26 protein-coding genes are annotated in these 18036 nt (G+C 70.2%); 23 read left to right on the top strand and 3 right to left on the bottom strand.

Going from position 1 to position 18036, the window contains the following annotated elements:
- Positions 1-26 precede the first annotated feature (26 nt).
- The 14 genes from ABIC70_RS24150 to ABIC70_RS24085 all read left to right on the top strand — a co-directional run bounded on the left by ABIC70_RS24150 (position 27) and on the right by ABIC70_RS24085 (position 10754).
- Positions 27-503 carry a DNA circularization N-terminal domain-containing protein gene (locus tag ABIC70_RS24150; RefSeq protein ID WP_354441506.1) on the top strand — a complete coding sequence of 159 codons (477 nt, stop codon included), beginning with the start codon at positions 27-29 and terminating at the stop codon, positions 501-503.
- Positions 504-509: 6 nt separating this feature from the next.
- Positions 510-1184 carry a hypothetical protein gene (locus tag ABIC70_RS24145; protein ID WP_354441504.1) on the top strand — a complete coding sequence of 225 codons (675 nt, stop codon included), beginning with the start codon at positions 510-512 and terminating at the stop codon, positions 1182-1184.
- A 9-nt stretch (positions 1185-1193) separates the two neighbouring features.
- A complete protein-coding gene (locus tag ABIC70_RS24140) occupies positions 1194-2357 on the top strand; it encodes a phage baseplate assembly protein (protein ID WP_354441502.1) in 1164 nt (387 codons plus the stop codon).
- A 13-nt stretch (positions 2358-2370) separates the two neighbouring features.
- Entirely contained in the window at positions 2371-3420 is a 1050-nt protein-coding gene (locus tag ABIC70_RS24135; RefSeq protein ID WP_354441500.1) for a phage baseplate assembly protein domain-containing protein, read from the top strand.
- Between the two features lie 31 nt (positions 3421-3451).
- Entirely contained in the window at positions 3452-3679 is a 228-nt protein-coding gene (locus ABIC70_RS24130) for a hypothetical protein (RefSeq protein WP_354441498.1), read from the top strand.
- Positions 3676-4200 (top strand): phage GP46 family protein, encoded by a 525-nt coding sequence (locus ABIC70_RS24125; RefSeq protein WP_354441496.1) that lies wholly within the window; start codon positions 3676-3678, stop codon positions 4198-4200. Before ABIC70_RS24130 ends, ABIC70_RS24125 begins: the two co-directional genes overlap by 4 nt.
- Positions 4201-4269: 69 nt before the next feature.
- Positions 4270-5343 (top strand): baseplate J/gp47 family protein, encoded by a 1074-nt coding sequence (locus ABIC70_RS24120; RefSeq protein ID WP_354441494.1) that lies wholly within the window; start codon positions 4270-4272, stop codon positions 5341-5343.
- Positions 5340-6122 carry a YmfQ family protein gene (locus ABIC70_RS24115; RefSeq protein WP_354441492.1) on the top strand — a complete coding sequence of 261 codons (783 nt, stop codon included), beginning with the start codon at positions 5340-5342 and terminating at the stop codon, positions 6120-6122. Before ABIC70_RS24120 ends, ABIC70_RS24115 begins: the two co-directional genes overlap by 4 nt.
- 83 nt (positions 6123-6205) lie before the next feature.
- A complete protein-coding gene (locus ABIC70_RS24110; protein WP_354441490.1) occupies positions 6206-7012 on the top strand; it encodes a glycine-rich domain-containing protein in 807 nt (268 codons plus the stop codon).
- Positions 7013-7021: 9 nt separating this feature from the next.
- Complete coding sequence (locus ABIC70_RS24105) at positions 7022-7630, top strand: DUF4376 domain-containing protein (protein ID WP_354441488.1); 609 nt, start codon at positions 7022-7024, stop codon at positions 7628-7630.
- Between the two features lie 73 nt (positions 7631-7703).
- On the top strand, positions 7704-8378 hold the full coding sequence (locus ABIC70_RS24100) for a hypothetical protein (RefSeq protein WP_354441486.1): 675 nt from the start codon (positions 7704-7706) through the stop codon (positions 8376-8378).
- Positions 8379-8385: 7 nt separating this feature from the next.
- Positions 8386-9768 carry a hypothetical protein gene (locus ABIC70_RS24095; RefSeq protein ID WP_354441484.1) on the top strand — a complete coding sequence of 461 codons (1383 nt, stop codon included), beginning with the start codon at positions 8386-8388 and terminating at the stop codon, positions 9766-9768.
- Positions 9769-9784: 16 nt separating this feature from the next.
- Entirely contained in the window at positions 9785-10303 is a 519-nt protein-coding gene (locus ABIC70_RS24090; RefSeq protein ID WP_354441482.1) for a DUF4376 domain-containing protein, read from the top strand.
- 4 nt (positions 10304-10307) lie between these two features.
- Positions 10308-10754, top strand: a complete 447-nt coding sequence (locus ABIC70_RS24085) for a hypothetical protein (RefSeq protein ID WP_354441480.1) — start codon at positions 10308-10310, stop codon at positions 10752-10754.
- A gap of 75 nt (positions 10755-10829) precedes the next feature.
- Here the strand turns inward: ABIC70_RS24085 and ABIC70_RS24080 are convergent, their stop codons facing one another.
- The gene (locus tag ABIC70_RS24080) at positions 10830-10997 is read right to left on the bottom strand and encodes a hypothetical protein (protein WP_354441478.1); all 168 of its coding nucleotides are present in this window, start codon (positions 10995-10997) and stop codon (positions 10830-10832) included.
- A 107-nt stretch (positions 10998-11104) separates the two neighbouring features.
- On the opposite strand from ABIC70_RS24080, the gene ABIC70_RS24075 reads away from it, so the two are divergent.
- The 6 genes from ABIC70_RS24075 to ABIC70_RS24050 all read left to right on the top strand — a co-directional run bounded on the left by ABIC70_RS24075 (position 11105) and on the right by ABIC70_RS24050 (position 14218).
- On the top strand, positions 11105-11500 hold the full coding sequence (locus ABIC70_RS24075) for a septal ring lytic transglycosylase RlpA family protein (RefSeq protein WP_354441476.1): 396 nt from the start codon (positions 11105-11107) through the stop codon (positions 11498-11500).
- Complete coding sequence (locus tag ABIC70_RS24070) at positions 11500-11730, top strand: hypothetical protein (protein ID WP_354441474.1); 231 nt, start codon at positions 11500-11502, stop codon at positions 11728-11730. Before ABIC70_RS24075 ends, ABIC70_RS24070 begins: the two co-directional genes overlap by 1 nt.
- Positions 11731-11741: 11 nt before the next feature.
- Positions 11742-12797 (top strand): peptidoglycan-binding protein, encoded by a 1056-nt coding sequence (locus tag ABIC70_RS24065; protein WP_354441472.1) that lies wholly within the window; start codon positions 11742-11744, stop codon positions 12795-12797.
- Positions 12797-13246 carry a hypothetical protein gene (locus ABIC70_RS24060; protein ID WP_354441470.1) on the top strand — a complete coding sequence of 150 codons (450 nt, stop codon included), beginning with the start codon at positions 12797-12799 and terminating at the stop codon, positions 13244-13246. The genes ABIC70_RS24065 and ABIC70_RS24060 overlap by 1 nt, the downstream gene beginning before the upstream one ends.
- Positions 13182-13493 carry a hypothetical protein gene (locus tag ABIC70_RS24055; RefSeq protein ID WP_354441468.1) on the top strand — a complete coding sequence of 104 codons (312 nt, stop codon included), beginning with the start codon at positions 13182-13184 and terminating at the stop codon, positions 13491-13493. Before ABIC70_RS24060 ends, ABIC70_RS24055 begins: the two co-directional genes overlap by 65 nt.
- A gap of 134 nt (positions 13494-13627) precedes the next feature.
- Positions 13628-14218 carry a hypothetical protein gene (locus ABIC70_RS24050; protein ID WP_354441466.1) on the top strand — a complete coding sequence of 197 codons (591 nt, stop codon included), beginning with the start codon at positions 13628-13630 and terminating at the stop codon, positions 14216-14218.
- A gap of 205 nt (positions 14219-14423) precedes the next feature.
- Here ABIC70_RS24050 and ABIC70_RS24045 read toward each other — a convergent pair whose 3' ends face one another.
- Positions 14424-15182 (bottom strand): hypothetical protein, encoded by a 759-nt coding sequence (locus ABIC70_RS24045; protein WP_354441464.1) that lies wholly within the window; start codon positions 15180-15182, stop codon positions 14424-14426.
- A 183-nt stretch (positions 15183-15365) separates the two neighbouring features.
- Between ABIC70_RS24045 and ABIC70_RS24040 the strand changes: the two genes are divergently transcribed.
- Positions 15366-15737, top strand: coding sequence for a hypothetical protein (locus ABIC70_RS24040; RefSeq protein ID WP_354441462.1), 372 nt, complete (start codon positions 15366-15368; stop codon positions 15735-15737).
- Positions 15738-15740: 3 nt separating this feature from the next.
- Here ABIC70_RS24040 and ABIC70_RS24035 read toward each other — a convergent pair whose 3' ends face one another.
- Positions 15741-15992, bottom strand: coding sequence for a hypothetical protein (locus tag ABIC70_RS24035; protein ID WP_354441460.1), 252 nt, complete (start codon positions 15990-15992; stop codon positions 15741-15743).
- A gap of 197 nt (positions 15993-16189) precedes the next feature.
- Between ABIC70_RS24035 and ABIC70_RS24030 the strand changes: the two genes are divergently transcribed.
- Together ABIC70_RS24030 and ABIC70_RS24025 are read left to right on the top strand one after the other, a co-directional pair.
- Positions 16190-16642, top strand: a complete 453-nt coding sequence (locus ABIC70_RS24030) for a LexA family protein (protein ID WP_354441458.1) — start codon at positions 16190-16192, stop codon at positions 16640-16642.
- Entirely contained in the window at positions 16639-17967 is a 1329-nt protein-coding gene (locus ABIC70_RS24025) for a Y-family DNA polymerase (RefSeq protein ID WP_354441456.1), read from the top strand. The genes ABIC70_RS24030 and ABIC70_RS24025 overlap by 4 nt, the downstream gene beginning before the upstream one ends.
- Positions 17968-18036: the final 69 nt, after the last annotated feature.

Here is an 18036-nt window from a genome sequence, read left to right as displayed (position 1 = left end):
TCCGGCGACAATCCGGGGTCTTTGGCATGTCCTGGCGCGAGGAGCTTCGCCCGCCGTCGTTCCGCGGCGTGCCGTTCAAGATCGAGGCGAACACCCGCTTCGGTGGGCGCCGCGGCTTCACCTTCGAGTTCGCCAAGTCCGAGCGCAGCTCGGACGAGGACCTCGGGCGCCGCGTCACCCGCGTGGCGATCTCCGCCTACGTCATCGGCGATGACTACCTCGATCAGGCCGATGACCTGGAGGCGGCGCTCCAGCGTGAAGGCGCCGGGCTCCTCGTGCTGTCCACGATGGGGCAGGCCACGATGCGCTGTGACACCTACCAGCGCATCGAGACGAAGGACCAGGGCGGCTTGGCCCGCTTCGAGATGATCTTCGTCCGCTCACAGGTCGGGGTCGGTGCGCCGTCCGGGCGGGAGAACACCCAGGCGGCCGCGCGCGCCGCCGCCGCGCAGAATGCCACCGCGGCCGAGCTGTCCGCCGGAAGCGACGATGACTGGAGCTAGGACCGCATGACCTTCGCCCAGCGCCGCGTCGCCGTCGCGGCGCTGAAGGCCGTGCTCGAGGCGCTGTTGGCCTCGGGCGTCGACGCCGCGAGCCAGGAGGGCGCCACCCTCCGGCAGCTCTGCGGCGCGCTCTCCGCCGATGCGGTCGGCCAAGTCCAGGCCGGGACCTTCGGCCCGCCGCTGCGTGGCTGCTTCACGGCCGCCACCGCGGCCGGCGCCACGTTCGTCGGGATGGATCAGGTCCGCCAAGTCGCGCAGGGCGTCACGATGCCGGACCTACCCGTGCAGCGCGTCGCGCAGATCGCGGTGCGCCTCGCGCTCTCCGAGATGGTGAATATCCTGGCCGGGACCACTTTCGCGTCTCGGCAGGATATCGACGCGGCCCTCGCCAGAGTGAACCTCGCGTTCGCTCCGGCCGAGGACTTCGCGGCCGGGCGCTTCAACAACACGGCGTGGCGCGCGCTCACCGCGATGCATGCGGCCTGTGTCCGCGATCTCACCGCCCGGGCTCGGCCGCTGCCGCGGATCGTGTCCTACAGCTTCGGCACGCGCATGCCGCTCCTGGCACTCGCCAACCGCCTGTTCGGCGACGCGGGCCGCGCCGAGCAGCTCCTCGCCGAGAACCGCGACGTGGTCCACCCCCTGTTCATGCCGGCCTCCGGCAACGCCTTCTCCGGCTGAGAGCGTTCCGTGCCCGATCCCGATCTGATCTGCGAGGTCCGCACCGAGGGCGGCATCTATCAGGACTGGCTGTCCGTACAGGTGAGCCAGTCCTTCGATGCCGCGTGGCAGCGGACCTTCCGGCTGACCTGCGCCGAGCCGGAGGACCCGAACAGCCGTCGCCAGACGACCTCGGGCTCGTCCTGGGGCGAGGCGGCGCAGATCGCCGCCCAGCGCCTCCTTCCGGGGATGCGCGTCGACATCGCGCTCGCCGGCGAGGTCGTCATCCAAGAGGGCTACATCGGCAACCGTCAGGTGGCCTTCGACGCCAACCGGCACGGCGTCCAAGTGTCGGGCTTCTCGAAGGCCGAGCTCACCCGCAAGGCGTCGGCCGACGGCGGTACCGGGCAGTTCCGTGGCTACAAGCTCGACGCGATCGCCAACCGGCTGTTGAAGCCGCACGGTCTCAAATTCCGGGTGGAGGGCGGTCCGGACGGGTGGGACACCCCGTTCCCGAACTTCACGCTTCGGCATGGGGAGACGCCCTTCGACGCGATCTCCCGCGGGTGTCGCCAGCGCGGGCTGTGGCTGCGGGCCGATGCCAACGGCGATTTCGTCGCCGGCGCGCGCCAGGGCGGCAAGGGCGCGATGTTAGAGGAGGGGGTCAACATCCTCTCGGCGAACTGCTCGATCGACATGCCCTCGGTCCAGGAGATCGTCGCGCGCTCGCAGGTCGCCGGCTCCGACAGCTTGTTCGGGCGGCAGGCCGCGGAGATCTCCGCCAAGGCGCAGATGGGCAACGGCGTGCCCGGCCTCGCCCGCAAGGTCCTGGCTGAGATGCCGCTCGGCCAGAAGGAGCTGCAGCTGCGCACCAACATGGAGGCGCAGGCGCTCGAGGCCGACCTCCTGCGGGTGACGCTGGCCTACCAGGGCTGGCTCAACCCGAACGGCGAGCTCTGGGCGCTGTCCGATTTCGTGACCGTCCGTTCGGGCATGCTGTTCCCGCTGGCCGATCCGCAGATGGACCTGAAGCTCTGGGCCTACACCTACGGCCAGACGCCCGAAGGGCAAACCACGACGGCCATCGAGCTCGTGAACGCCAAGGCGTTCCAGCAGAAGAACCCCGACGGGCAGGCCTCCGACGGCTTCTACAATCAACCCGTGACGCAGGCGCAGCCTGAGGCGCGCACATGACGGAGGGCGGCGCATGAGCACCTTGCGCGCCGGAGGCGACGACAGCGCTCGCCGCGCCTACCTCGGCATTGCCCGTGGCACCCTCGTCGCGGTCGACGACTCGACGAAGCTCCAGGAGCATACGGTCCGGGCTTGGTTCGGTGACCAGTTCACCAACGTCGAGCACTGGCATCCCTACGGCTTCAGCAGCGTCCCCCTGAAGCCGACCAATCAGGAGCAGGAGCAGGCCGAGGTCCTGGTGGCCGCCGTGGGCGGCAATCCCGACCACCCGGTCGTGATCGCAACCGCCGACCGCCGCCATCGCCCGAAGAACCTGAAGCCCGGCGAGAGCTCGCACCACGACGATCAGGGCCAGCACAACCACCTGACCCGGGACGGCATCAACACCACCGGCAAGAAGGTCACCGTGACGGCGGGCCCGAAACCGGCCACGAAGGATTTCGAGCTCAACGAGCAGCTCAAGGGCCTCGCGGCCCGTGTCGCGCAGGCGGAGAAGAACCTCCACGGCCTGTTCGACGTGACCTCGAAGCTGCGGGAGATCGCGCAGACGCAGATCCCCGGCCTCGCCGCGCTGGCGCCGATCCTCAATCAGGATCCATCGGGCCTCAAGGCAATGGAGGCCGCGATCGAGGCCAAGGCGAAGGCCTACCTGCAGGAGCAGGTCGAGCAGGCGCTCCAGCGGTTCCTGAACCCGAACCTCGCGGGGCTCGCCAGCCTGCTCTCGGGCAACCTGGAGGGTCTGATCGCCGGCCTCGAGGCGCAGATTGCCGGCCTGATCGCCAACAACCCGGTGATTGGCCTCGTGGACGACCTGGTCGACGAGCTGGCGGCGCTGAACGCCAGCGGCGGTCCCGAGGCGGCGATCGCCGCGAAGGCCGCCGAGCTGACCGGCCAGATCGAGCAGCTGACCGGCGCCAACCTGATCATCGGCCAGATCGCGTCCCTGCGCGGTCGGCTCCAGCAGCTCGCCGACCAGGCCGGGCCGGCTCTGAACTTCCTGGAGCCGCAGAAGCGGCTCGTGCAGGGCCTCACGAAGTCGATGCGCTTCGGTGGCCCGGGCTGAGACACCGCCCTCGAACACCCGAGATCCCGACATGGCCCGCATGCTCCAACGGCCGGCGCCCTCGTGCGCGAGCTGCCGCTACTTCGCGCTCAATCCGCACCCGAGCACCTACGGCGCCTGCCGCATCCGCGCCCCGCGCGCGGCCGCGGAGGACGGCGCGCGGGCGGTATGGCCGGGTGTGCTCGGGACGGATGGGTGCGGCGAGTACGCCCTCGATCACGAGCGCCTCGCCCGCGCCCACGGCGAGGGCCGCGCGTGACGGACGTCCGCATCAGACAGCGCGGGTCGCCCGCGGGGCAGCCCTTCCAGGCGATCGACCTCAACCTGCTGCTCACGCCGGCGGGCCAGCTCGACACCTCGGACGAGCTGGCGACCGCCGTCGTCGTCGCGCTGATGACCGACGCGCTCGCCGGCCCAGACGACGCGCTTCCGGACTCGCGCGACACCGACCGCCGCGGCTGGTGGGGCGACCTCGACGCTGAGGAGATCTGGGACGGCTGGCCGATCGGCTCGAAGCTCTGGCTCGTGTCCCGGACCACGATCACCGGCACGGCGGCGCGCAAGGGCGCCACCACCGTCCAGATCGAGGACTACATCCGCGAGGCGCTGCAACCCTTCCTCGACCGGAAGATCGCCACCCGCCTCGACGTCACCGTGGTGCGCGCCGGCATCGAGCGGATCGAGGCCGGCATCGTGATGTACCGCGGCGACGAGTTGCTGCTGGCCCTGCAATTCGCCGACCTCTGGCGCGGGATCGTCGTCTCCGCCCCGATCAGCTGACCGCACCGCCACCACCGCCCGAGCCGACCCGCTGGAAGCCGTGTCCTACGGCGCGCCTGAGGCTGCCCCATGCCGTTCAATCTGCCGGACCTGCCGAGCGTGCGCCGGGAGAACCGCGACAACCTCGCGGCCTTCCTGCCCGGCGCCGACGCGAGCGTGCCGAACAACGCGCTGCGCGTCCTCTCGGACCAGAACGCCGGCGGCGCCTTCCTGAACCTGAAATACCTCGCCTACATCGCCAAGAACGCCCTGCCGGATCAATCCGAGGGCGACTGGCTCCTGCGCTGGGCCAACATCCTGTTCGGCGGCCCGAAGGCGGCGACCTTCGCGGCCGGCACGATCGCGGTCACGGGCGTCAAGGGCACGCTGCTCGAGGCCGGATCCATCCTGTCGACCTCGGACGCGGTCGAGTACCAGACCGCGGCCGACGTCTATCTGTCCGCGGATGCCACCCCGGTCGCCGTCACCTGCCTGACCGCCGGCGCGATCGGCAATCGCGACGCCGGCGCGCCGCTGTCGCTGTCGGTGGCCGTCTCCGGCGTGAACGCGCAGGCGACCGTCATCCTGATCGACGGCGGGGCCGACACCGAGAGCGACGACGACCTTCGCACCCGGGTGCTGCTGCGCCTGCGCCGTCCCCCCATGGGCGGCGATGCCGACGACTACGTGCAGTGGACGCTCGCTGTGCCGGGCGTCACCCGCGCCTGGTCGAGCCCGAACGGCATGGGCATCGGCACCGTGGTCGTGCGGTTCCTGTGCGACGCGCTGCGCGCCGGCAACGGCGGCCTGCCCACCGACGACGACGTCGCCAACGTGCGGGCCTACCTCGACACGGTCCGGCCGGTCTGCGTGAAGGACTTCTTCGTGGTCGCGCCGATCCCGCAGGGGCTCGAGATCACGATCCGCAACCTGTCCGACGACACGCCGTCGATGCGGCTCGCCATCGAGGCCGCGCTCCAGATGCTGCTCCTGGAGCGCGCCGCGCCGGGGCAGACGATCTACGCCGCCTGGGTTTCGGCGGCGATCTCCGAGGTCGTGGGCGAAGGCTACTTCGACCTCGACTTCGAGGACGCCGTGATGGCTTCGCCCGGGCACATGGCGAGCCTCTCGGCCGCGGCCGGCGGCGGGATCTCGTACCCATGAGCGACGGCTTCATCCGCCGCGACGGCGCCGACTACGCGCAAGCCTTCGCGCGGCTCCTGCCGACCGGCGAGGCGTGGTCGCGCGATCCCGACGAGCCGCTGATGCAGCTCGTGCGCGGGCAGGCCGAGATCTGGGGGGCGCTCGTCGACCCGCGCGCGGCCGACCTCCTGGAGATCGAGCTCGACCCGCGGTTCACCACGGAACTCCTGCCGGACTGGGAGCGGGCCTTCGGCCTGCCCGACCCGTGCGTCCAGGAGCAGTACACCCTGGAGGAGCGCCGCCTCGCGCTGCTCGAGCGGATCACGACCGAGGGCGGCCAGAGCCGGCCGTTCTTCTACAACGTCGCCTCGCGGCTCGGGTACGTGATCCGCATCGTTGAGTACTCGCCGTTCATGGCGGGCATCTCCCGGTGCGGCGACACGCGCCAGACCGGGACGAACGGCGAGCAGTACCGCTGGCAGGTCGGCCCGCCCGAGATCCGGTTCTACTGGACGGTGCGTGTCTACGGCTCGCGCGTGTCGTGGTTCCGCGCCGGCGCCGGCCAGTGCGGCGTCGACCCGATGGTCCGCTTCAGCCAGGCGATGGACCTCGAGTGCCTGTTCCGGCGCTACAAGCCGGCGCACACCGAGATCGTCTTCGACTACGCGAACGTGACGCCGCGCTACCAGGAATACGTGCCCTTCCGGGCCGGCGTGAACCACTGCGGGACCGACCCGCTGCTCACGATCATCGAGCACGGCGGCGATCCGCTGCCGGCCGAGAGCGTGCCGCTCTACTAGCCCCGCCCCTCAACCGATCGCTCGACCGACCCTGACCGCTCGCGCGGCTCGGGCGCGATCGCGCGCGTCCGGAGCGTCCGCCCGTGATCTATAACAAACCGTTCGATGCCACGAACCCCGCGGCTGGCTACGTCAACGGCAACCCGGCGACGAACACCGCCGGTTCGATCCCGTGCGCCGAGGGCCTGGAATACCCGCAGCGCGAGATCGTCGCCGTGATCCAGGCGGCGAACCTCGTGCCGACGAACAACGACCTGACGCAGCTCCTCCAGGCGATCCAGGCGCTGGCCGGGTCGAAGGGCCTGACCGTCATCAACAACCGCAAGATCGTGGGCAGCACTCGCCGGATCTTCATGACCGTCGGCCTCGTCTACTGGACCGTGCCGGACGGCATCACGCAGGTCGATGTCGAGGGGTGCTGGGGCCCGGGCGGTGGGGGCGCTGGCGGCTCCATGGCAGCCGGCGCCGGCGGCGGCTTTGCGGCCGGCACGTACACGGTCACCCCGGGGCAGGTGATCCCGGTCACCATCGGCGCTCCGGGCGTCGGCACCGCCGGATCCTTCAACAGCACGAACCCGGGCGGCAACGGCGGCACGACGTCGTTCGGGTCGTTCTGCTCGGCCACGGGCGGCCAGGGCGGCGGCGCCGGCGCGACGGCGGGCGGCCAGGGCTCCGGCGGTGACATCAACCTCCAGGGCGCGTCCGGCCTCGATCTCGATGGGACCAACTCCTACGCCGCCGGCGGCGCTGCACCCTTCGGTGGCGGCCCAGCGCAGACCACCGCGCAGTTCCCCGGCGGCGGTGGTGGCGCGTCGACCAACGCCCTGAACTCGTCGATCCCGAACGCCGGATACAACGGCGCTCTGGGCGCAGTCATCATTCGCTTCTGAGGTCGTCCCATGCAGCGCTTCGCTCGTATCAGCGCCGGCCTCGTGGCCGAGATCCTCGAACTGCCGGAGACGGTGGAGGACGAGGCGGGGACCGTCCATGAGGTCCACCTCGCCGACCTGTTCCACGCCGACGTGCTCGCCGACGTCGTCGCGTGTCCGGATCCCGCGGTGGCGGCCGGGTGGAGCTGCTCGCTGGACGCGGCGGGCAAGGCGACCTTCGCGGCGCCGGTCGCGCCGCCGCTGACCGCCGTGCAGCTCGTGGCGCTGGCCAACGCTCGGCAGCGGGCGCTGGCCGCCGGCGGGTTCACGGTCACGATCAAGGGACAGGCGGTCGCCTTCGCCACCGACGAGGCCTCGCTCGGCGCGCTCGACCGCAAGGCGATGCGGCTCGCCCAGCCGAACCCGCCGGCCTCCGTCACCTGGCAGACCGGTCCGGCGACATTCGCGCGGATCGAGGCCGACGACTTCGCCCACGCCGCGACCCTCGTGGACGACTTCGTCCAGGCGACCTTCGACGCGCTGCCCGCGCTCGTTGCCGGGATCGCCGCCGGCACCGTGAAGACCGAGGCCGACGTGATCGCCGCGGCCTGGCCCGCCTCCAACGCGACCATCGCCTGATCCGCCACCACCCCGACCCGCGCCGCCCGAACGCTCGGGCGGCTTCGTCACGCCCGCAGCTTGAGGCTCGCCCATGTCGAACCTCGCCCTGATCCCGGCGCAGGAAGCCAACTTCCGCACGAGTCAGATCACCGACTGGCTCGACGGGCTACCGCTGATCGCGGCGCCCGGGCCCGGGGGCGTGATCGCCAGCGCCGCGAACATCGGTGTCGGCAGCCTCGTGGTCGCCGCGGTCGACGCCGGCGCCGACCTCGCGGGCGTCCAGGTGGTCAAGGTCACCGGGATCGCATCGGGGATCACCTACCTGACCGTCACGGACGCCGACGGCACGGTGACTGCCAGCGGCGTGGTCGGGCTGCCGATCTACGCCAACGGCGTCACCTTCACGCTCGCACAGGTCGCCGGCCAGGCCGCGCTCGCCATCGGCGACACCTTCGCGATCGCGACGCTGCCGCTGCCGGTCGACCTGACGGGCCTCGTGTTCACGCTGGGCGCGCGCATCGCGGCCGGCGCCGCGACCTACGCGCTGCAGGCGACCTCGGCGCCTGCGGACGGTTCGACCGCCACGATCGTCAATGGCGGCGCGGCCGGCACGGTCGCCATGCAGGTGCCGCGCAGCCTGATGGCGCGCTGCCAGCCCGGCACCTTCCCGCACAACATCATCGCCACCGACCCCGTCACCGGCCAGAGCGTGACCGCCTTTTACGGGCTGATCACCCACGCCGCGCTCCTTCAGCCCCAGTCCTGAGGCCCCCATGCTCATCGGCGGCAAGAGCCTGTTTCGCGCTGGCCCGGCCGGGCCGCCCGGGTCGACGGCCGCGGCCGCGCTGACCGACGTGGTCGCCGGCATGAAGGCGGTGCTCACGGCGGCCAATCTCCCGGCCGCGCGTCAGGCGTTCGGGCTGACGATCGGCTCGGCGGTCCAGGCCTGGAGCGCGACGCTGGACAGCCTGTCCGCCCTCACCACCACGGCGTTCGGCCGTTCGCTCTTGACGCAGGCCGACGCGCCGACCGCGCTGACGACGCTCGGCGCCGTTCCGACCGCCCGGCAGATCTCCGCGACGGCCGGCGGCGGCCTCCAGGGCGGCGGCGCGCTCGTGAGCGACCTGGTTCTCGCGATCGCCCCTGCCGGCGTCACCAACGCCATGCTCGCCCAGGCCCCGGCCTACACGCTCAAGGCCAACTTGCTCGCCGGCACCGCCTCCCCGCAGGATGTCGGCCTCTCGGCGCTGATCGACGCCACGTTCGGCAACACCCGCGGCGCGCTGCTTTATCGTGGCGCGTCAGGCTGGGCGCTGCTCGCGCCGGGCTCGAACGGTCAAGTCCTGACCTCGAATGGCTCGGGAGCGGACCCTGGCTACGCCGCGGTCGCAGCGGCGGCCTCCTACCCGAACGTCGCGGTCTTCAACGGCCTGACCGTCAAGCCCGGGTCTACCGCCGGCACCCAGATCGCGCTCGCCGCCGCGGCCGTCCTGCTCAAGGGCACCTCGGCCGGCCTGCCGCTCCAGAACGTCTCGGCGACGATCAGCACCGGTACGGTCGGCGCCAACGGCCTCGACACCGGCACGCTCGCGGCCTCGACTTGGTACGCGATCCACGCCATCGCCAAGGCGGACGGCACCTTCGCGGGGCTCTTGTCGCTCTCGGCGACCGCGCCGACGCTGCCCTCCGGCTACACCTACGCGGCGCGCGCCAGCTGGGCGCGGACCGATGCCTCCAAGAACCTGATCCCGATCGTCCAGACGGGCCGGGTCGCCCGCTACAAGGTCGACGGCGGCCACACCTACCCGGTCGTGGTCTCCGGCTCGGTCGGAGACGTGACGAATCCGACGTTCCAGGCGGTCGCGGTCAGCGGGTTCGCACCCTCGACCGCCATCGGTGGGCTGTTCGCGACCTACGCGTCGGCGGGCAGCAATACGATCGCGCTGCTCGCCCCGAACAGCTCCTACGGCGGCTACAATCAGGGCCAGTCATCCGGAGCGCCGCCGCCGCCGATCAACAGCAATAACGGGGCGAACTCGGCGAGCGGCTCGACCGGGCAGCAGACGATGCACTTCGAGGGCGCCAACGTCTCCGCCGCCTGCCAGGCCAATGCCGGCATCGTCTGCCTCGGCTGGGACGACAATCTATGCTCTTGAGACGGGAGAGAGGCCGGTGACCGACCGCATCGTCTATACCGACGCGACCGGCTCGGTCGGGAGCGTCTTCTGCGCCGAGTACCCGAACGGGTTCTACGGCCCGCTGCCGCCGCGCGAGCCGGCGAACGCGGCGATCTACGCGCGCCTCCTGGCCGCGGGCGTCCAGGCCCAGGCATATGCGCCCCCGCCGGTCGACCTCGCGGCCTACATCGCCGATGCCCACGCGGCGCTGCGGGACGGCGGCGTCACGATCGGCGGCATGCGGATCAAGACGGACGCGGAGAGCCGCGGCCTGATCGACGGCGCCTACGCGCTGAGCCAAGCGCAGCCCGAGAAGACGATCGACTTCAAGGCCGCGTCGGGATGGGTCGGGATCGACAGCCAAACGATGCAGACCGTCGCGGTCGCGGTGGGGCAGTGGGTCCAGGCCTGCTACTCGGCCTACCGAAAGCTCGACGAGGGCCGCGCGGCCGGGACCGTGACCACGACCGCTCAGGTCGACGCCGCCTTCACGGCGGTCGCGCTGCCGAGCTGAGCTCATGGCTGCGCCCCCGATCTACCGCCAGCCGCTCGACGGCACCGAGATGATCCGGGTCCTGAAGGACGGGCGCTTCTACATGGCGCCGCTGTCCGCCGTGCTCGACCTGCTCGGCGTGCCGGCCGCGCTCGCCCCGATCCTCGCCCGCCTCGCCGCGCTCGAGGGCCGGCCTGAGGAGGTCGCGCATTTCACGGCCTCGGCCAAACTACTGACCGCGGCCGCGCTCGCAACCTTCACGCTGACGCTGACCGGCCTCGTGCCCGCGCGGGCCGGCGACGTCCTCAAGGCTGGCGAGCAGGTCGAGGTCCGGGCCAAGCTCCCGGCGGGCTTGGAGATGGGCCTGCCGCTGGTCACCGCCGACGGGACGGTCGCCGTCCCGTTCAAGGCTACCCTGGCGCTATCCGCCAGCAGCGCGCCGGTCGCCTTCGACATCACCGCGCTGCGGTAGGCGAACCGCCGACCGCCCGAGGCCCGACCGTTCCCGAAATCTTCGGGAACGGTGGCAGCCTGTCGGCCTCTGCTCTCAGCGGAGCCAGGCGATGATGAACTGGAGCGCGCGGACCGACCCGATCACGGCAAACCACGTGCCGAACACGATCCACACCGCGGTGGCTCCGAGACCGACCACGAAAAGGGCCACCGCGAGCAACTCGCGCAGCACGCCCCACCGATGCGCCATCCATCCCGCCATTGCCGTCTCCCGGTGAACGGCATCGCGTGGCCCGAGGCCTGAGGCGTCGCTTCTAGCGGTCGATCTGTCGCCCGCCGCCTACCCCTTTCGATCCATCGGAGACCACCATGATCCTCCAGCGCCTCGCGCTGCGGGCGGCGATCGCATGCGCGCTGCTGCTCGTGCCCGCCCATGTCCGGGCCATGGAAGGGATCGCGTCGACCTACGGCCGCGAGATCTTCCGCATCAACCCGCGGGGGCTGACGGCCAACGGCGAGCGGTTCAAGCCGATGGGCCTGACGGCGGCGATCTGGGACGTCCCGTTCAACACGCGGCTCCGGGTGACGCATCTCGCGACCGGCCGGAGCATCGTCGTCCGGGTCAACGATCGCGGGCCCCATCGTCGACTCGGCCGGCTGATCGACCTGTCGACCGGTTCCTGCCGCGCGCTCGGCGCCTGCGGCCTCGCCCGGGTGCGGGTGGAGGTCGTGGCGCACGGACGGCGTGTCGCGGACGCGCGCTGATGCGGGCTCGGATCCTGGCGGCGCTCGCCGCCGTCCTGGTGACCGGCGCGCCAGCCGCGGCCGCCCGCCCGCGCATTCCGCACCTGCCGCCCCGGCCGAGCGCGGCGAGCCTCCTGGCCGCGGCGCCGATCGCGCCGAACGGCCTGCTCATCCACGACGCCGGCCGCCTGCGCACCCTCGAGCTCGACGAGCTCGCGCCGCTGCGCCTGCGCCTCTCGATCCCCTTCTGAGGACCTGACCGATGACCGACTGGAAGCGGATCCTCCCCGCGGTCGCGCCGCGCGTGCGCGCCGACGTCTTCGCGGCGTTCGTGGCGGCCGACGAGCGGATCGCAGCCGCCGAGATCAACACGCCCCTGCGCATCGCCCACTTCGTCGCGCAGCTCGCGACCGAGTCCGGCGGCATGACCCGCCTCGAGGAGAACCTGTTCTACACGGCCGAGCGGCTGTGCGAGGTCTGGCCGAAGCGCTTCCCGACGCTCGCCGCCGCGCGGCCGTACGCGGGCAACCCCAAGGTGCTCGCCGAGAAGGTCTACGGCGGCCGGCTCGGCAACGTGAAGCCCGGCGACGGCTGGCGCTACCGCGGCGGCGGCCTCATCCAGAACACCGGCCGCACGAACTACCGCGCCGCCGGGTTCGAGGCCGATCCCGACCGCCTGCGTACGCCCGCCGGCGCGATCGCCGCGGCACTCACCTACTGGTCGGACAACGACTGCAACGCGCTCGCCGACGCCGACGACGTCGCGGCCGTGCGCTTCCGCGTGAATGGCGGGGACATCGGCCTGCCCGAGTGCCGCGCCTACCTCGCCAAGGCGAAGGCGGCGCTCCGGGTGATCCCGGCCCAGGCGAAGCTGAAGGCGCTGCGCTACCCGGTCGGCGCGGTCGACGGCGATCACGGTGATCGGACCACGGCGTCCGTGCAGCTGCTGCAGAAGAAGTCCGGCCTGCCTGTCACGGGCGAGCTCGACGACGACACGCTCGCCGCGCTCGACGCCGCCGAGCCGCTCGCCGCCCCGGCCAAGGATGCCAACCTCGCGAAGAGCCGCACCATCCAGGGCGGCGCGGTCGCGGCGTCCTCCGGCACGGGTCTGATGATCGACAACGCGATCGAGCTCAAGGAGCAGCTGGAGCAGGCCAACAGCCAGATCCAGGCCGGCACCGTGCTGGGGCTGATCGTCGGCGTCGTGATCGTCGCCGGGGCGCTCTACGCCCTCTACGCGCGCTGGGACGATGCTGGCCGGCCCGTGCCCGGCTTCCTGGCGCGCCGCTTCCCCCGTCTCACCGGAGCGCGCGCCTGATGTTCGACTTCTCCTGGACCGGCATCCTGCTGGCGATCGCGTCCCTCGTCTGGGCCGCGATCTCGCCGGTGACGCTGAAGATCCTCGGCGCCGCCCTCACCATCCTGGTGGTCGGGCGGATCGTCCTACCCGCGCGCCTGCGCCTCGTCGCCGGGACGGCAGCCGCCGGCGTCGCGGCCTTCGCCTTCTGCTGGCAGGTCGCGGTGGCCGACGGCGCGCAGCGCATGCTCGTCCACGATCACGCCGTGGCGCTGAAGGCCGAGCAGCTGCGCGCGGAGAGGGCCGAGGCGATCACCCGCGAGGCGGTCGAGCTGCGGGCCCGTGACCAAGCTGACCGCCAAGCCGACCTCTCCAAGATCAAGGAACTGACCGATGCGCTCGCCCGTGATCCGCGCCGCGATGGCGTGTGCCTGCCTCGGCTTTGGTCTCACCGGCTGCGCCAGCTTTAGGGTCGCGCCGCCGGCGATCGATCCGCTCGCGCCGGCCGATATCCGGGTGACGCTGCCACCGCCGCCCGAGGGCGTGGATGCGTGCCTGCGGCAGGCCTTCCCGAATATCCCGGATCGATCGCTCACCCGGGGCGACGTCGTGCGCATCATCGGCCGGGCCAAGGTGCTCGACCGGTCGAAGGCAGCCTGTGGCGGTCGGGCGCTCGCCTGGATCGAGGCCGTGCGGCACGACTTCGCCAGGCCCTGACCGGCATCCGAAGCCCGTGAAAGTTTCACGGGCTTTCCACCCCAACATTCGGCCCCTCGCGCACGCGGGACCGGGCCTCATCCCGCGCGACCGGAACACCGGCGCGCGGCTCGCCGGCCTTGGGGGCCAGGATCATGACGCAGCAGCTTCAGCAGACCCAGCAAATGCAGATGCAGCCGCGGGATACGGATACGCGGCTCGGGATCCTGGAGACCGCCGTCTCCGACATCCGCTCGGTGATGCAGGACATCCGGAGCGACCTGAAGACCCGCAGCTCGATCAACTGGGCGCCGGTGAACATCATGCTCGCCGTGTGCACGGTCGCCGGCGGCATGTTCTTCACGTGGGTCAATTCAAATAACGGCCGCCTCGAGGGCGCGATCGCCAAGGTGGAGGCGCGCACCGAGGCCTACGTGCCGCGTCAGGACCTCGACACCCGCTTCGCTGTCGTGTCGCAGCGTCGGGACGATCTCCAGCGTCTGACCGATGCCCGGGTCGAGCGCGTCGAGCGCGACCTCGACACGATCACTAAACAGTTGGTCCCGCGCGGCGAGCACGAGCAGATGTGGGCCGCCCAGCGCGCCCGCGATGCCGATTTGCAGCGCCAATCCGACCAGAACCGGCAGGGGCTCTACGACCTCAACACGCCCCGCGACACCATCCAGGGCATGCAGCGCCGGATCGACGAGCTGGAGCGGGATGCCCGTACGCCAGCACGGCGCTGACTTTTGCAACATAGGCGCGCCGAGCGCCGATCATCTCGACGTGGCGCCCTGGCTTCGGCCGGGGCGCCTTTCATCGTTTCAGAGGGCGGCTGGATTAAGCCGCACCTCGCCGCCGTCTACATCCCGTGAACGCAACTACACTGAACCGCCCGGCTCCGGCCGCGGCGGTTTTTTCGTGCCAGTGGCCGACGCTGCGGGGTGCGAGTTATCTACAATCTTCTAGAAGAACCGCAGCTCGATTGGACACCCATGGCTGCCCGACACTCCATACATCGTTTAGGTCGGTCGGCTTTATCTCTAGCTCCGAGCGAGCAGCTAGCGACCAAAGGAACAAACCTTTTCCGAGTTGAGCGGCGATCCCAAAGAAATTCTCGGCTTCGTTATATGCAAATTTGTAAGCGAACCTATTGCCATAGTTCTTGACCGTTCCACGCGTTGGGTTGCGATAGCCCTGCATGCGATCATTGAAATACGCGATGAAAGAATGTGATCTCGGATCAAAGCTGTGATGCCAACTCGATACAATCTGCTGTCCTTCTGGGAGCGTCTGGCCGAACTCCTTGAAAAACACAGCGCATGCGAGTTTTCGTGCTACAATTTTAGCCGCCTCGCCGAACACAATTGGCACACCTGCTAGTGGGAGATCCTTATAAAGCTCCCCCTCCGGCTTTTTCAGTCCCATCTTCTTCAAGCCAATGCGTTTCGTCCTGACTGGCAGATCGATCTTGGGTAGCGCTTTGGGATAGTTGTTAGCGATACCAGATGTCAGGCGTCGCAAGTCCTCTTGCGAGTGATTTGCCTCATCATGGTCAGATAGCATCGCATACAAAGAAAAAATCTGATCGAAATGACGCGTTGACTGGTTGCATTCTTCACAGGCCGGAAAATCAAAGTCCTCGGGATGATAGCCTCGCGGGAAAGAAGCTCGCGGCGGAACATGGTCCAGGGTGACGGTCGGACGCATCCCTCCGCAGAAAATGCATGTTGGATGCTCGCGAAGTAGACGAGCCTTCCTCCGTTCCCGAAATTTCGTCGCACTCATTCTGCCTTCAATGACCTCTCAGGTCGGCAGCCGCCTCAGCGGTTGCATACCTCCCGCCTTCGTCCACGCATAGCGGGAGCTTGTGGGGCACCTTACGAAGTCGGGATGTCCGACCTTCCGCCCGCCGTCGCCTCCTGGCGCGACCAGATCGAGCGTCTGTCCGAGCACGCGTCGCCCTGCCGGTATCTGACCCCAGCGCGGTGGGCGGCGATGCGGGCGAACGCGCTGACCTTCGTCGACGAGCACGGGGTCGAGGCGCACCGACTTGGGTGGACCGCGCCGCAACTGTTTGGCGTTCATCCCGAGCACGGCTTCCTGCGCGTCGAGTATGCTGGCGCGCTGATGGTCAACGACAGCCGGGTCGTCGGCGTCGAGCCGGACCGGATCGTGTTCGACCGGTTCTCCGGCTACCGGACGAAGCCGGGTCAGACCTGGGGCCCGCCGATCTGGGAGTTCGCGGCCAAGGAGCGCGGCTGACAATCAGCCCTGCAGGCTCTCGGCGAAGTCGTCGGGGATCTCGCCCCACTGGCCGAGGATCGTGACGCCCTCCAGCTCGCCGGTCTCGTCGTCGGCCACCACCTTCAGCGCCGCCGCGCCCGGCATCCGCTTGGCCAGGTTCTCAGCCTTCTTCACCGCTCCGCTCTCGGTCTGCGCCGGCTCCTGCCCGGCCGGCCGCAGCCGCTTCCGGTGCGCCTCGAAGGGCTGCACCACGAACGCCGTCCTCATCGCCATCGCCGTCTCCTTCCCGTCCCGACATGTCAAACACTCGCCGCCGACCGCGCAAGGCGCTTAAGGCGTGGTGCCACCTAAGATTTTCGATCCGAGTTCACATTCGTCCACTGCCGCGAGAGAAACATTCCGTGCGCGGATTGAACCCGGCTCGCCCATCAGCTTTGTTCCGTATTTGTTCTAGCACGGCGGAGCCGCGGGTGCACCTCAATCGGGTCGACGAGCTACTGATCCACGGCCCCGACGCCATCCGCGTGCCGCTGATCGGCCAGGCCCTGTGCGCCGGCTTCCCATCGCCCGCCGACGACTTCCTGGAAGGCGCGCTCGAGCTGCCCCGCTGGCTAGTACCCAACCCGCCCGCCACCTTCCTATGGCGCATTGCCGGCTCGTCCATGGAGGGCGCTGGCATCTACGACCGCGACCTCGCCTGCGTCGACCGCAGCCTCAAGGCGGGCCACGGCAGCATCGTCGTCGCGGCGATCGACGGCCAGATGAGCTGCAAACGCCTCGTGATCGACGGCAACGTCGCCCGGCTCGCCTTCTGCAACCCGGACCTGCCCGCCTTCGCGGTCGACGAGCTCGGCGAGGGCGTGATCTGGGGCGTGGTCCGCTTCTCGATCCGCTGGCACGTCGCCCGCGGGCAGCTGTCGTGAGCACGCCCGAGGCCCGCCGGCGCGACCGCATCGGCGGCGGCCGCGCCGTGGCGCTGATCGACGGCAACAGCTTCTACTGCTCGTGCGAGCGCGTGTTCGATCCGAAGCTCGCCGCGGTGCCGGTGATCGTGCTCTCGAACAACGACGGCTGCGCCATCGCCCGCACCAGCGAGGCCAAGGCGCTCGGCATCAAGATGGGCGACCCGTACTTCAAGATCCGCGACCTGTGCCGGACGCAGGGCGTGCGGGTGTTCTCGTCGAACTACACCCTCTACGGCGACATGTCGGGGCGGACCAACGCGGTCTACCGGCAGTTCAGCCCGCAGGTGGAGATCTACTCCATCGACGAGAGCTTCCTGAACCTCTCGGACGTCGCGCCGGCCCTGAGGGTCGAGCTCGCGCGGGACCTGCGCGCCACGGTGCGGGCCTGGACCGGGATCCCGACCTGCGTCGGCATTGGCCCGACCAAGACGCTGGCCAAGCTCGCCAACCACATCGCCAAGACCGTGCCGGTGCTGGAGGGCGTCTGCGACCTGACCGATCCGGCAGCCTACGCGCACTGGCTGTGCCGGATCGACGTCGCCGAGGTCTGGGGCATCGGCCGGGCCTCGCTCGCCAAGCTCCAGGCGATGGGCGTCGAGAGCGTGGCGGACCTGCGCGACCTCGACCCGCGGCCGGTGCGCAAGGGCCTGACCGTGGTGGGCGAGCGGATCATCTACGAGCTACGCGGCGCGGCTTGCCTGCCGCTGGAGATGGTGCCGGCCCGACGGAAGGGCTGCGCGGTGACGCGCTCGTTCTCCGGCCGGATCACCGAGCGGGCGGTGCTGGAGGAGGCGGTGGCGGCGCACGCCACGCGGCTTGGGGAGAAGCTGCGACGCGAGGGGCTGGGCACCAACCACGTCACGGTCTTCTACCACACGAGCGAGCACGACCGAGACGAGCCGATGCGCTCGGTCTCGACGACGGTGCAGCTGCCGGAGCACAGCTCGGACACGCTGGCGCTGATCAAGGCCGCGCGGCACGGGGTGGCGCGGACTTGGCGCGATCCGGGCGAGCGGCCGTGGCGGTACAGCAAGGCCGGGATCGTCACGAACGAGCTCGTGCCGCTGTCGCTCAGCCCGCGGGCGCTGATCGGCGCGCTCGACCGCGAGAAGTCGGGCCCGCTGATGGCGGCGATGGACGCGTGCAACGCGCGCTGGGGCCGCGGCGCGGTGGTGCCGGCGCGCGCGGGGCTAGTGAGCCGGCGCGACTGGAACACGAAGTTCGAGATGCGCACGCCGCGCTACACGACTCAGGTAGGCGAGTTGCCAGTCGCCTACGCTTGAACCGTCACAGGATGCTTGGGTGACCGCTGTGGGTGGTTTTCGGTCCGTCCGCTTACAGAGCTTTAGGCT

It is taken from the genome of Methylobacterium sp. 1973 (assembly GCF_040545035.1).
GTDB lineage: Bacteria > Pseudomonadota > Alphaproteobacteria > Rhizobiales > Beijerinckiaceae > Methylobacterium > Methylobacterium fujisawaense.
The sequence above is the reverse complement of the archived record's forward strand: the minus strand, read 5'-3'. Positions and strand labels throughout refer to the sequence as shown.